This window comes from Pseudomonas sp. SCPG-7, assembly GCF_002156405.1.
GTDB classification, from domain to species: Bacteria; Pseudomonadota; Gammaproteobacteria; order Pseudomonadales; family Pseudomonadaceae; genus Aquipseudomonas; species Aquipseudomonas parakoreensis.
The window spans coordinates 124079-137461 of record NZ_MVOO01000015.1; the positions used below are offsets into that span (position 1 = coordinate 124079).

Consider the following 13383-nt stretch of genomic DNA (forward strand, 5'->3'; position numbering starts at 1 on the left):
GTAGCACTTGCCAACCCGGGGAACGCGGTATGTGTGAAAGAAATCATTGGCAGGTTTTGGGGCTGCTGCGCAGCCCAGCGGGAGCAAGCTCCCTCGCCACAATAAATTTTTGCAAGGAATTGAAATGAAGATTTCCCGGCAAGCCTACGCCGACATGTTCGGTCCCACCGTCGGCGACAAGGTGCGCCTGGCGGACACCGAGTTGTGGATCGAAGTCGAAAAAGACTTCACCACCTACGGCGAAGAAGTGAAGTTCGGCGGCGGCAAAGTCATCCGTGACGGCCAGGGCCAGAGCCAGTTGCTCGCTGCCGAAGTGGTCGACACGCTGATCACCAATGCGTTGATCATCGACCACTGGGGCATCGTCAAAGCCGACGTCGGTCTCAAGGACGGGCGCATCGCTGCTATCGGCAAGGCCGGTAACCCGGACGTGCAACCGAACGTGACCATCGCCATCGGCGCCAGCACCGAAGTGATCGCCGGCGAAGGCATGATCCTCACCGCCGGCGGCATCGACACGCACATCCACTTCATCTGCCCGCAGCAGATCGAAGAAGCGCTGATGAGCGGCGTCACCACCATGATCGGCGGCGGCACCGGGCCGGCGACCGGCACCAACGCCACCACCTGCACCTCCGGGCCGTGGCACCTGGCGCGGATGCTGCAGGCCGCCGACGCGTTCCCGATGAACATCGGCCTCACCGGCAAGGGCAACGCCAGCCTGCCGGAGCCGTTGATCGAGCAAGTCAAGGCCGGGGCCATCGGCCTCAAACTGCACGAAGACTGGGGCACCACCCCGGCGAGCATCGACAATTGCTTGAGCGTCGCCGACCAGTACGACGTACAAGTGGCGATCCACACCGACACCCTCAACGAATCCGGCTTCGTCGAAACCACCTTGGGCGCGTTCAAGGGCCGCACCATCCACACCTATCACACCGAAGGTGCCGGTGGCGGCCACGCGCCGGACATCATCAAGGCCTGCGGTTTCCCTAACGTGCTGCCGAGCTCGACCAACCCGACCCGGCCGTTCACCCGCAACACCATCGACGAACACCTCGACATGCTGATGGTCTGCCACCACCTCGACCCAAGCATTGCCGAGGACGTGGCGTTCGCCGAAAGCCGTATCCGCCGCGAGACGATTGCCGCCGAAGACATCCTCCACGACCTCGGTGCGTTCTCGATGATCAGCTCCGACAGCCAGGCCATGGGCCGTGTCGGCGAAGTCATCACGCGCACCTGGCAGACCGCCGACAAGATGAAAAAGCAGCGCGGCCCGCTGCCCCAGGACGGCGCAGGCAACGACAACTTCCGCGCCAAGCGCTACATCGCCAAATACACGATCAACCCGGCGATCACCCACGGCATCAGCCATGAGGTGGGCTCGGTGGAGGTCGGCAAGTGGGCCGATCTGGTGCTCTGGCGTCCGGCGTTTTTCGGCGTGAAACCGACGCTGATCCTCAAGGGCGGCGCCATCGCTGCGAGCCTGATGGGCGACGCCAACGCGTCGATCCCAACCCCGCAACCGGTGCACTACCGCCCGATGTTCGCCAGCTACGGCGGCTCGCTGCACGCCACCAGCCTGACCTTCATCAGCCAGGCCGCACAGGAGGCCGGGCTGCCCGAGGCATTGGGCCTGAAGAAGAAAATCGCCGTGGTCAAAGGCTGCCGCGATGTGCAGAAAACCGACCTGATCCACAACGATTACCTGCCGAACATCGACGTCGATCCGCAGACCTATCAGGTCAAGGCCGACGGTGTGCTGCTGTGGTGTGAACCGGCGGAAACCTTGCCGATGGCTCAGCGTTACTTCCTGTTCTGACACACGGCAAAAGGCCCCCGACCCGCATCTTGCGCACCGGCCGGGGGCCTTTTTCATGGGGCAGGAAAACCTATGTGCAAACGGTCGTGTATTTCCCGCCAAAGGGGCTAATATTCGATTCGCTCCGCCTTTTTTCAGGAACTGCCCATGCGTCTTTCCGAGTTCATCTTGGCCAACATCGAGCCTATCGTCGATGAATGGGAGCAGTTCGCCGCGACCATCACGCCGGCGGCCGACCATCTGGATTCCACTGCGCTGCGCGATCACGCCAGCGAGATTCTGCGGGCCGCCGCCCGTGACATGAGCAAGCCACAGAGCCCCGCCGAACAGGCTGCCAAAGCCAAGGGCGAGGGCCCGGAAAAGACCCCGAGCCTGGACGAGGCCGGCGCCAGCCATGGCGAACTGCGCCACACCGTCGGTTTTGACCTGGTGCAGATGACCAGTGAATTCCGCCATTTGCGTGCCTGCGTGATCCGCTTGTGGGTCAACAGCCTTGAATCGCCGGACATGACCTATTTCCAGGACATGATCCGCTTCAACGAAGCCATCGACGAAGCCCTCGCCGAATCCACCGCGGCCTACGCCGAGCAGGTCAATCGCTCGCGGGACATTTTCCTCGCCATTCTCGGCCATGACCTGCGCGCGCCGCTACAGGCGGTGAGCATGTCCACCGAACTGCTGCTGCGCAAATCCAGCCTCGAGGGCGATGCGCTGGCCTGTGCCTTGCACATCAAGCGCGGTGCGCGGCACATGGCGGCGATGGTCAGCGACCTGCTGGAGCTGGTGCGCAGTCGCCTCGGCCGTAGCCTGCCGATCGAGCCGGCAGCGATGGACCTGGCCGTTGCGGCGCGAGCGGCGATTGCCGAAGCCTGCGCCGGTAATCCGCTATCCGATCCGAAGCTCACGGTGCACGGCGACACCCGTGGGGTGTGGGACGCCGGGCGAATCGACCAGCTCCTGCAAAACCTGATCGGCAACGCCTTGCAGCACGGCACCAGCCAACGCGACGTGACCCTTGATCTGCGTGGCGAGGGCGACAACGTGTACCTGTCGGTGCACAACTACGGCACACCGATTTCCGAAGAGGCAATCGGCACGATTTTCGACCCGCTGGTGCGCAGCGCCGACGAAGAACTCGGGCAGCCGTCGACCAGCCTCGGGTTGGGCTTGTTCATCGTCAAGGAAGTGGTGAGCGCCCATGGCGGGACGATCGACGTCAGCTCGAGCGAGGCTGACGGGACGCTGTTCAGTGTGGTGTTGCCGAGAAAGGTTTAAGCAAGAAAATCTGCGGTAAATTCATCGCTGGCAAGCCAGCTCCCACAGGTTCGGCGTCGAATACAAACTTTGTGTACGACATAGTTCCTTGTGGGAGCTGGCTTGCCAGCGATGAGGCCGGCCAATACCACGGAAAACCTATTCGACCACCAGCCGCCCCAATCGCTGCCTGAGCATCCGGTTCTCCGCCCGCAACTCGTGCACCTCCTCCAGCAGATTCAGGGCCAGCGCGACCCCATCCCACTCCAGCTCCAGCTCGCGCCGCAACTTCGCGGCGCGTTTGGCCAGGCTCAGCTCGTAGTCGGTGAACCGCCATTCCCGGGGCTGCGCGCCCTGAGGTTCGAGGATGCCGTGTTCGACGATTTCGATCACGTAGACGTCCGACAGATCGGCCGCCTCACAGAATTCTGCCATGTCCAGTTGAACGATCAGGGGGCTGCTCATGATGGGCTACTCCGTCGTCGGGTTCAGAAGTTCTCGCGTGGGTTGAACGCGGCTTTCTTCGCCAGTTCCTGCCACAGCGCCTTGACCTCGTCGTCCGAGGTTTTCGGCATCACAGCCTTGAGCTGCACGAACAGGTAACCGCGCTCACCGGCCTTGTTTTTCAGACCATGGCCCTTGGCGCGCATGCGCTGGCCGTTCTGGCTGCCGGCCGGAACCTTGAGGTTGATCTTGCCGGTCAGGGTCGGCACGGCCACCTCGGTGCCCAGCGCCAGCTCCCACGGTGCCAATGGCAAGGTGATGATCAAATTGTCGCCTTCGACATCGAATTTCGGGTGCGGCGCAAAGCGAATGGTCAGGTACAGATCGCCATTGGCGCCGCCACCGATGCCCGGCGCGCCCTGCCCCTTGAGGCGGATGCGCTCGCCGTCGGTCACACCCGCGGGGATCTTCACGTTCAGGCTTTTGCTGGTGTTGCTGACGTGCTGACCGTTGGCGTTGTACTGCGGGACCTGAAAGCTGACCTTCTTCGACTCGTTCGACAGCGTCTCTTCCAGGAAAATCGGCAGTTCCATTTCCACGTCTTGTCCCCGCCGTCCTGCACTGCGTTGTTGCCGACCTTCGCCGCCACCGAAACCGGCGCCGCGATTGCCGAAGATCGAACTGAAGAAGTCCGAGAAGTCGCCGGTGTCGCCACCGCCGCCGCCAAAGCCACCACGGCTCTGCCAGCCCGGCGGGCCCTGGAACGGCTGACCATGCTGGCCATAACGGCGCAGGTCGTCGTACTCGGCGCGCTTGTCGGCGCTTTTCAGCGCTTCATAGGCTTCCGAGGCGTCCTTGAACTTGGCCTCGGCGTCTTTTTCCTTGCTGACATCGGGGTGGTATTTGCGCGCCAGCTTGCGATAGGCAGCCTTGATCGCCTTGTCGTCCGCTGTCGGCTCCACGCCGAGTATCTTGTAATAGTCTTTGAAGTCCATCGAAGGAATCACCATCCGTTATCGATTTCGCGCCGAGACCAGCATGCGCTCATTCGCACGTGCCGGGTTGACCGATCTCAACTTTGTGACCGGGTGGCGCAGCAGAAGTTTATCGGCAGTGGACGACGGTTCTTGCGACCGCCGGTATGTCTGCCGGCCCATGCCAGCAAGTTTGGGGCGAAGCTGCGACTTTCAAGAAGCTTAGTCGTGAAATAGCAGATGACCGGCCTTCGAATCTGCCGCGCACTGACATACACTGCGCGGCCGTTTTTTGACCGGAACCCGAAAGACATGAACAACGCCTCTCCAGCCCGTGCCTGCGGTATCGACTTCGGCACCTCCAACTCCACCGTCGGCTGGCTGCGCCCCGGCATGGAAACGATGATCGCGCTGGAAGACGACAAGATCACCCTGCCGTCGGTGGTCTTCTTCAACATCGAAGAACGCCGCCCGGTGTACGGTCGCCTGGCGCTGCACGAGTACCTGGAAGGCTACGAAGGCCGGCTGATGCGCTCGCTCAAGAGCCTGCTGGGTTCCAAGCTGATCAAGCACGACACCAGCGTGCTCGGCACGGCGATGCCGTTCAAGGATCTGTTGGGGCTGTTCATCGGCCAGCTCAAGAGCCGCGCCGAAACGGCCGCCGGTCGCGAGTTCGAACAAGTGGTGCTGGGGCGCCCGGTGTTTTTCGTCGATGACGACCCGCTGGCTGACCAGGAAGCCGAAGACACCCTGGTCGAAGTGGCACGCAAGCTTGGTTTCAAGGACGTGTCGTTCCAGTACGAACCGATCGCTGCAGCATTCGACTACGAGTCGACCATCGAAAAAGAAGAGCTGGTGCTGATCGTCGACATCGGCGGTGGTACCTCGGACTTCTCGCTGGTACGTCTGTCGCCCGAGCGTCGCGGCATGGACAACCGCCACGATGACATCCTCGCCACCGGCGGCGTGCACATCGGCGGGACCGACTTCGACAAACAGCTGAGCCTGCAAGGCCTGATGCCGTTGTTCGGCTACGGCAGCCGGATGAAGAGCGGCGCCTACATGCCCACCAGTCACCACATGAACCTGGCGACCTGGCACACCATCAACTCGGTGTACTCGCAGAAATCCACCCTGGCGCTGGGCAGCATGCGCTACGACATTGAAGACACTGGCGGCATTGATCGCCTGTTCAAGCTGATCGAACAGCGCGCCGGGCACTGGCTGGCGATGGAAGTGGAAGAAACCAAGATTCAGCTGACCCACACCGACAGCCGCCACGTACCCCTGGACCGCATTGAGCCGGGCCTGAGCGTGGAACTGAGCCGCGCCCTGTTCGAATCGTCGATCGACGCGCTGCTTGAGCGCGTGCGCGGCAGCGTCACGCAGCTGTTGAACGATGCCAACGTCTCGGTGGGTCAGGTCGATACGGTGTTCTTCACTGGCGGCTCCAGCGGCATTCCGGCGCTGCGCAACAGCGTCTCGGCGATGCTGCCGAATGCGCGACATGTGGAAGGGAATATCTTTGGCAGCATTGGCAGCGGTCTGGCGATCGAGGCGATGAAGCGTTACGGCGCCATGAACTGATCCAAGACCGCGTTGCGCCCATCGCTGGCAAGCCAGCTCCCACAGGTTCTGCGCCGCTTTCGAAAGCGGTATCAATCCTGTGGGAGCTGGCTCGCCAGCGATGGCGTCAGCTAAGGCAACACAGTTATCAAATCAAACCATCCCGCCCAGCTTCAACTCACTCTTCAGGTACGCGTAATAAATCGGCCCCGCCACCACCCCCGGCAGGCCGAACGCGGCTTCGAACACCAGCATCGCCAGCAGCAACTCCCACGACTTGGCACTGATCTGCCCGCCGACAATGCGCGCGTTGAGGAAGTATTCGAGCTTGTGGATAAAAATCAGGTAACCCAGCGCCGCCACCGCCACCCAGATCGACAGCGACAGGCCGACGATGGTGATCAGCGTGTTCGACATCAGGTTGCCGATCACCGGCAGCAGGCCGAGCAGGAAGGTCAGGACGATCAGGGTCTTGGTCAGTGGCAGCTTGATGCCGAACAGCGGCAGGATCACCGCGAGGAAGATCGCGGTGAAGAAGGTGTTCAGCAGGGAAATCTTGATCTGCGCGAAGACAATGTTGCGGAAGGCTTGCACCAGCAGGTGCAGGCGATCAAACAGGGCGGCGGCCAGCGGCTTGCGCTTGGTCACATCCGGTATCCGCTGCAGGGCAATGATTGCACCGAGGACCATGCCGATCAGCAGGGTGACAAACATGTGCGCCGCGTCCTTGCCCACCAGTTGCAGCTCGGACAGGTGCTTGCTCGCCCATTCGCCGATGGCCACGCGAAACTCCGCAGCGCTGGCCGGCAGGTAGGCATCGAGAAACGGCGGCAGTTGCCCGCGCGCGCGATCGACCACGCCCATGAATTTGTCGAGCGAGGCGCCCGGGTTTTCCGCTTCGTGCAGCAGGAAACTGATAGCACCGGCAAAGATCAGCGCCAGCACACTGACCACCAAGGTGCCCAGCAGCGCCACCGCCAGCCAGCGCGCACGCCGGCCTTCGATCAATCGTTGCAGTTGCGGGGTGAGCATGTTGACCAGCTCGAACACCAGCAGACCGGCCAGCAGGCTGGGCAACAAGCGCAGCGGCAATGCCAGCAGCAAGCCGCCAAAAATAATGATGCAACTGACCCAAAACACAACATGACGCTCAGAAAACGTTGGCATACAGCCTCAAAACGAACGGCGTAAAAGGATTGGCAGTCTGCCAGCGATCCGGGGAGAGCACTAGGGATATGCAGGGGCTATTGTCGCGCTCAATAGCCCCTTCGCGAGCAAGCTCGCTCCCACATTGGAATGCGCACTCCTGTGGGAGCGAGCTTGCTCGCGAAGAGGCCAGCCCGCTCACCACAAGACTCAAGTGCTTACTTTTTCTTCAGACAATCACTCATGAAGGTCTTGCGCGCATCACCGGTCAGGGCCTTGGTTTTCGCGTCGGCGTTGCAGGTCTTCATTTTTTCCTGCTGCGGGGTCAGCACTTTGGCGTCATTGGCGGCCGGAGCGGCCTTGAGGCAAGTGCTCATGAAAGTCTTGCGCTCATCGCCCTTGAGGTTCTTGGCGGTAGCGTCGGCATTGCAGGTGGTCATTTTGTTCTGTTGCGCCGTGGCGGCGAAACCCTGGGAACACAGGAGCAGACCGATCATCAACAAAGGCACACGCAACATCTTCATGGAGTTTTCTCCTTGTCGCCGCATCGATGGATGCGGCCTCCGCTGAAGTGTAGCCAAATCTTGTTACACCTTCCTGCCTTCCAGGTGGCTGCGCCGATACTGTTCCGGGGTACAACCGGCCTGACGGGCAAACATGGCGATGAAGGCCGAGCCACTGCTGTAGCCGAGATCGAAGGCGATCTCCTGCACGCTCTTCGTGCTTTCCAGTGCCTCGATGGCAGCCAGGTAACGCAGGCGCTGACGCCATTCGCCGAAACTCATGCCCAACTCGCGCACGAACTGCCGGGCCAGCGTGCGCTCGCTGACGTGTACCTGCGCCGCCCAGTGCGCCAGCGGCTGGTTATTGCCGGGATCGGCCTGCAATGCATCGAGAATCGCCAGCAACCCGGGATGGCTCGCGTACGGCAGATAACATTCATGGACCGGCGCCTGTTGCAGTTGATCGACCAGCACCTGGGCCAGACGTTGGTCGGCGTCGAGTTCGGGGATCTTCACGTCGCGGGCGGCGAAGTCCTTGAGAATCGCCTTGAGGATGTCGCTGATCGCCAGCGTGCAGGCGCGCTCCGGCAAATTGGCGCAGACCTTCGGATCGAGGCATACCGCGCGGTAGTTGACCGGTTGATGGCTGTAGAAACTGTGCTCGATCTGCGGCGGCACCCACACCGCGTACTGCGGCGGCGACATGAAGCGGCTGCCGTCGACGTCCATGTGCAGCACGCCATGGGCCGCGTACTCCAGCGTGCCCCACGGATGGCGGTGCGGCGCGGCGTATTCATGGGTGTTGAAGTCGGCGTAGCGGAAGTACACCGCTGACGGCAATTCGCTGAAATCCAGCAGATCGATGTGTTTACTGTTCATGCTGTCCGGTTGCAGAGGCAGGTTGTCCGGTTCGCAGTATAGGGCTGCATCCAGACAGGGGATAATCACGGTTCATCAACGTTCTGGTTTTAACTCATGCAATACGCGTTTCCCCTGCTGGCGATTTTAATCTGGGCCGGCAATACCGTGATCAACAAACTGGCGGTCGGGGCGATCTTCCCCGCCGAGATCGGTTTCTACCGCTGGCTGCTCGCCGGCCTGCTGTTCACCCCGTTCATGCTCAAAGCGGTGATCGTCCACTGGCCGCAAATCCGCCCGAATCTGGGCAAGATCTTCGTTCTCGGTGTGCTGGGCATGGCGGTCTATCAAAGCCTGGCCTACTTCGCCGCGACCCTGACCAGCGCGACCAACATGGGCATCATCCTGTCGCTGATGCCGCTGATGTCGCTGGCCATGGCGATCATCAGCCTCGGTCAGCGCCTGACCGCCGGCGCACTGTTCGGCGCGGTGCTGTCGTTCGCCGGCGTGCTGGTGGTGGTGTCGTCCGGCAGCCTCGGCGCCTTGCTGCAGCACGGGGTAAATCTGGGTGACGCGATGATGCTGATCGCCACCCTCGCCTACGCGATCTACAGCACCCTGCTGAAAAAATGGCAGCTACGTTTGCCGCCGCTGGTGTTGCTGTACCTGCAGGTGCTGGTGGCGATTGTGGTGCTGTTTCCGCTGTACGCCGCTTCACCGAAAACCGGTTTCACCGCGCAAAACATTCCGCTGGTGCTGTATGCGTGCCTGCTGGCGTCAATGCTTGCGCCGCTGGCGTGGATGCAGGCGGTGCAGCGTCTGGGGCCGAGCCGGACCACGTTGTTCTTTAACCTGCTGCCGCTGATTACCGCGCTGATTGCAGCGGTGGTGTTGAAGGAAGAGCTGGCGATGTATCACCTGGTGGGTGGGGTGTTGACGTTGGGTGGGGTGATTCTTTCCGAACGCTGGACCACCGTGTTGGGCCGCCGGATCAGCGTTGCCTGACAAATTCCTGTGGCGAGGGAGCTTGCTCCCGCTGGGGCGCGAAGCGGCCCCTTTTTTAAAAGCCGGGGCCTGCTGCGCAGTCCAGCGGGAGCAAGCTCCCTCGCCACAAAAGCAGGTTAAAGCCCGGCTGCCTTCAGCCGCGCCGCATGCTCGACAAACAACCGCACCGGATCCGCGCCCTTGCCCACCAGCCCCAGCGACTGGTTGACGATATCGAAGTGATCCAGCGGATAGTCGTCGCCAATCACCGTGCCCAGGTGCGAGCTGTAGCGCCCGACCATCCCGTCACACTGCCCCGGCTCACGCACGAAGGTTTTCGCGAACAACCGGCAGCTGCGGTTGGTGCCGTCGAACAGGTTGCCACCGCGGTCAGTCTTGCCCGGCTGCAATGTGCCCGACCACGAGTAATAACGCACGCCGTTGACCTCTTCCGGCCCGTGCCCGCCCCAGGTTTCGGGCAAGCCCTGTGGATAACGCTGATTGAACAGCGCCACGCCCTCGCTGGTCAGCGACTGATGCGAAGCGTGAATGTCCACCGGCAGTTTCGGCCCGTGGTAACCGGTTTCCAGCAATGCCATCAGCCAGCCGACAACACGCAGCAGCGCTTCGAGCAGACGACCCTTGGCAGTGTTCGCCGGGTAGTGTTGCTGCAGATAGTCGGCCAGTTCCGAACCGTGATTGGGCCCGGCCACCGACGTGACCGAAGCGACCAGATCCGGCCGTTTGGCGGCGGCATAACGGGCGGTCAACGAGCCCTGGCTGTGGCCGAACAGATTGACCCTGGCGGCGCCGGTCTCGCGCAGAATCTCGTCGATCCGCGCCAGCAGTTGCTCGCCGCGCACCTCGGTGGAGTTGAGCGGCGACACCTGTACCGCAATCACTGTGGCCCCGCCACGGCGCAACGCCTTGATGATCCCGTACCAGTACGGATACAGCAGCAGCCGGATAAACCCGAGCATGCCCGGCACCAGCACCAGTGGATAACGTGTCGCCGTACCTTGTGACATGGGCAAACATCCTTGTGGTCGTGAGTGGAGGCCTGACGTGCAAGACACCCGCCAAGCCTCCTCCATGATTCCATGATGATGACAACTGGACCCTCAGCCTACTTCAGGCCCACCACCCCCGCCACAATCAGCCCCACTGACAGCAGTTTGACCAGGGTCAGGCTCTCGCCGAGCAGGGCAAAACCGAGAAACACCGTGCCCAGCGAGCCGATCGACGTCCAGATCGGGTAGGCAATGCTCACCGGCAACTCGCGCAGGGCCAGGGTCAGGAAGTAAATCCCGCCAATCGCCGCGAGCACCGTGATCAGCGACGGCCACAGGCGGGTGAAGCCTTCGGCGTACTTCATGCCCATGGCGAAAGTCACCTCGAAGCCGGCGGCGATCAGCAGGAACAGCCAGGCCATCTAGAACCCCCGGGCGAGGTCGAGCAAACGCTGCTCGGCCTCGGCCACTGACACGGCGAAGGTGCGCTCGGCCGACTCTTCACCCTCGGCCGCGACCACCGTGACGTCGTTGATGCCGATAAAGCCCAGCGCGGTGCGCAACCACGGATCGGCGTGGTTCAGTGCTTCCAGTTCACCGCCGGGGCCGAAACCAAACCCGCCGCGACTGGTGACAATCAACGCTTTCTTGCCCTGCAGCAGCGGGGTGTACTGGGCCACGCCGTTGTCGAGGCTGTGGTCGAACGTCAGGCCCAGGCGCACGATCTGATCGACCCAGGCCTTGAGGCCGCTGGGCACGCTGAAGTTGTACATCGGCGTGGAAATCAGCAGCAGGTCGTGATCGAACAACTCGCCGACCAATTGATCGCTGAGCGCCAGATCGGCCTGCATCGACAGTGGGCGCGCCTCGGGCTCAGGATGAAACGCGGCAGCGACAAACGCTTCGTTGACTGGCGGGATCAGCGTGCGCCCGACTTCACGGCGGGTAACCTGCGCCTGCGGATGGCGCAATTGCCAGGCGCTGAGAAAGCTTTCTGCGAGGCGCCGTGAATGCGAACGGTCACCCCGTGGGCTGGCATGTATTGCAAGAATTTTGCTCATCTGTATTTGCTCCGGACTAGAATCAAACGGCTTGTGGCTTGCAGCTTGAAGCGCGTGACCGCGTTCATTCAAATGAGCAAAAATCAGTCGGGATGAATTCATTTCATCCATGGAGTTTTCAATGTTCGCCTCGTTACCGCTGACCGCCCTGCGCGCCTTCGAATCCGCTTCGCGCCTGCTGAGTTTCAAGGCCGCCGCCGAAGAGCTGTCGGTCACGCCCACGGCAATCTCTCATCAGATCCGTACGCTGGAAGACTGGCTCGGCGTGGCACTGTTCGAACGTTTGCCGCGTCAGGTACGCCTGACCGAAGGTGGCGAGCGGCTGTTTCGCAGCCTGCACGGCGCGCTGCTGGAAGTGGCGCAAAGCGTCGATACCCTGCGCCCGCAACGCAGTGGCAGCAGCCTGACGCTGTCGACCACGGCCGCCTTCGCCGCGCTATGGCTGGTACCGCGCCTCGGGCGCTTTTATGCGCAGCACCCGAACATCAACGTGCGCCTCGATACCCACTGCGAAGTCATCGACTTGCATCAGGACGCCAGCGTCGATCTGGTGCTGCGCTACAGCCTTGACGACTACCCCAATCTTTACGGCTTGTGCCTGTTCGATGAGTCGTTCGGCGTGTACGGCTCACCGGAGCAGGTGGCGCTGGCCGCCCGGCGCACGCCGGCGCTGATCAGCGTGCGCTGGCACAACTCGAAGCTGTATGCCCACGGCTGGGAAGCGTGGTGCGCCCGCGCAGGTGAGAACTGGCTGAACCAGCATCCCGCAATGCGCGAATACGACGAAGAGCACTACGCCTTGCAAGCGGCAATTGCCGGGCAAGGCTTGGTCCTTGCGAGCAATATTCTGGTCTCGCAGAGCGTCGCCAGTGGGTTGCTGGTGCCGTACAAGGGGCAGGTGCAGGTTGAGGGTGCCGGGTACAGCGCACTGTGTGTGCCGGGACGGGAGCGCCATCCGCCGGTGCGGGCGTTTTTTGCCTGGTTGCAGGAGGAGGCCGTGTTGTCCGGACTGACGCCAAGATCGCAGCCTTCGGCAGCGCCTAAAGGGGGGACGGCGCAAATCTCGTAAAACTTTTTGCATCGCGCAGGACTCACAACCAGGGTAAGCGATCACGCCTGTAGAGCGTGGCGCCCATTGGATTAGCCTCCTGGAGATCGAAATGAGCGATGACCTGCACTTGTCGGATGTCAAAACCCTGCGCGAACGTGCGCGGCAACACGTCGAGAACGGCGCGGTAACCGAAAGCTACAGTGCCAACCGTGAAGAGGTGCTGCGCCTGCTCAACGAATCGCTGGCCACCGAACTGGTCTGCGTGCTGCGCTACAAGCGCCACTACTTCATGGCCAACGGTCTGAAAGCCAATGTGGCCGCTGACGAATTTCTCGAACACGCCACCCAGGAAGCACAACACGCCGACCGTCTGGCCGAGCGCATCGTGCAACTGGGCGGCGAGCCGGAGTTCAACCCGGACCTGCTGTCGAAAATGTCCCACGCCCAATACGTGGCCGGGAACACCTTGAAGGAAATGGTCTATGAGGACCTGGTGGCCGAGCGGATCGCCATCGACAGCTACCGCGAGATCATTCAGTACATCGGCGAAAAAGACCCGACGACTCGGCGCATCTTCGAAGACATCCTCGCGCAGGAAGAAGAGCACGCCGATGACATGGCCGACATTCTGAAAGACCTGTAAGCCTTTCAAAACCACCTTCGCGAGCAAGCTCGCTCCCACACTGGAATCTATTTCAAATGTGGGA

At 61.9% G+C, this 13383-nt stretch carries 14 protein-coding genes; 6 read left to right on the plus strand and 8 right to left on the minus strand.

Features of this window, described 5'->3' with window-relative positions; genetic code table 11:
- Positions 1–124 precede the first annotated feature (124 nt).
- A complete protein-coding gene (gene ureC, locus B1722_RS23310) occupies positions 125–1825 on the plus strand; it encodes an urease subunit alpha (protein WP_041065563.1) in 1701 nt (566 codons plus the stop codon).
- 147 nt (positions 1826–1972) lie between these two features.
- Entirely contained in the window at positions 1973–3100 is a 1128-nt protein-coding gene (locus tag B1722_RS23315) for a sensor histidine kinase (protein WP_086794506.1), read from the plus strand.
- Positions 3101–3238: 138 nt separating this feature from the next.
- On the opposite strand, the gene B1722_RS23320 is transcribed toward B1722_RS23315, so the two are convergent.
- Positions 3239–3544 (minus strand): chaperone modulator CbpM, encoded by a 306-nt coding sequence (locus tag B1722_RS23320; RefSeq protein WP_047600625.1) that lies wholly within the window; start codon positions 3542–3544, stop codon positions 3239–3241.
- 23 nt (positions 3545–3567) lie between these two features.
- Positions 3568–4518 (minus strand): DnaJ C-terminal domain-containing protein, encoded by a 951-nt coding sequence (locus B1722_RS23325; protein WP_086794516.1) that lies wholly within the window; start codon positions 4516–4518, stop codon positions 3568–3570.
- A 291-nt stretch (positions 4519–4809) separates the two neighbouring features.
- Between B1722_RS23325 and B1722_RS23330 the strand changes: the two genes are divergently transcribed.
- Positions 4810–6084, plus strand: coding sequence for an Hsp70 family protein (locus B1722_RS23330; protein WP_047291015.1), 1275 nt, complete (start codon positions 4810–4812; stop codon positions 6082–6084).
- Between the two features lie 132 nt (positions 6085–6216).
- On the opposite strand, the gene B1722_RS23335 is transcribed toward B1722_RS23330, so the two are convergent.
- The 3 genes from B1722_RS23335 to B1722_RS23345 form a co-directional block, all read right to left on the minus strand.
- Positions 6217–7230 (minus strand): AI-2E family transporter, encoded by a 1014-nt coding sequence (locus tag B1722_RS23335; RefSeq protein WP_086794508.1) that lies wholly within the window; start codon positions 7228–7230, stop codon positions 6217–6219.
- A 197-nt stretch (positions 7231–7427) separates the two neighbouring features.
- Positions 7428–7733 carry a PsiF family protein gene (locus B1722_RS23340; RefSeq protein ID WP_041065573.1) on the minus strand — a complete coding sequence of 102 codons (306 nt, stop codon included), beginning with the start codon at positions 7731–7733 and terminating at the stop codon, positions 7428–7430.
- Between the two features lie 63 nt (positions 7734–7796).
- Positions 7797–8591 carry a helix-turn-helix transcriptional regulator gene (locus tag B1722_RS23345; RefSeq protein ID WP_041065900.1) on the minus strand — a complete coding sequence of 265 codons (795 nt, stop codon included), beginning with the start codon at positions 8589–8591 and terminating at the stop codon, positions 7797–7799.
- Between the two features lie 96 nt (positions 8592–8687).
- Between B1722_RS23345 and B1722_RS23350 the strand changes: the two genes are divergently transcribed.
- Positions 8688–9575 carry a DMT family transporter gene (locus B1722_RS23350; protein WP_041065576.1) on the plus strand — a complete coding sequence of 296 codons (888 nt, stop codon included), beginning with the start codon at positions 8688–8690 and terminating at the stop codon, positions 9573–9575.
- 116 nt (positions 9576–9691) lie between these two features.
- On the opposite strand, the gene B1722_RS23355 is transcribed toward B1722_RS23350, so the two are convergent.
- The 3 genes from B1722_RS23355 to B1722_RS23365 form a co-directional block, all read right to left on the minus strand.
- A complete protein-coding gene (locus B1722_RS23355) occupies positions 9692–10582 on the minus strand; it encodes a triacylglycerol lipase (RefSeq protein WP_086794510.1) in 891 nt (296 codons plus the stop codon).
- Between the two features lie 98 nt (positions 10583–10680).
- Positions 10681–10986, minus strand: a complete 306-nt coding sequence (locus B1722_RS23360; protein ID WP_086794512.1) for a multidrug efflux SMR transporter — start codon at positions 10984–10986, stop codon at positions 10681–10683.
- Complete coding sequence (locus tag B1722_RS23365) at positions 10987–11625, minus strand: FMN-dependent NADH-azoreductase (RefSeq protein WP_086794514.1); 639 nt, start codon at positions 11623–11625, stop codon at positions 10987–10989.
- A 109-nt stretch (positions 11626–11734) separates the two neighbouring features.
- Between B1722_RS23365 and B1722_RS23370 the strand changes: the two genes are divergently transcribed.
- Positions 11735–12694: a LysR substrate-binding domain-containing protein gene (locus B1722_RS23370; RefSeq protein ID WP_161794897.1), complete on the plus strand. Its 960-nt coding sequence runs from the start codon at positions 11735–11737 to the stop codon at positions 12692–12694.
- A gap of 91 nt (positions 12695–12785) precedes the next feature.
- Positions 12786–13319: a bacterioferritin gene (locus B1722_RS23375; protein ID WP_003221186.1), complete on the plus strand. Its 534-nt coding sequence runs from the start codon at positions 12786–12788 to the stop codon at positions 13317–13319.
- Positions 13320–13383 lie beyond the last annotated feature (64 nt).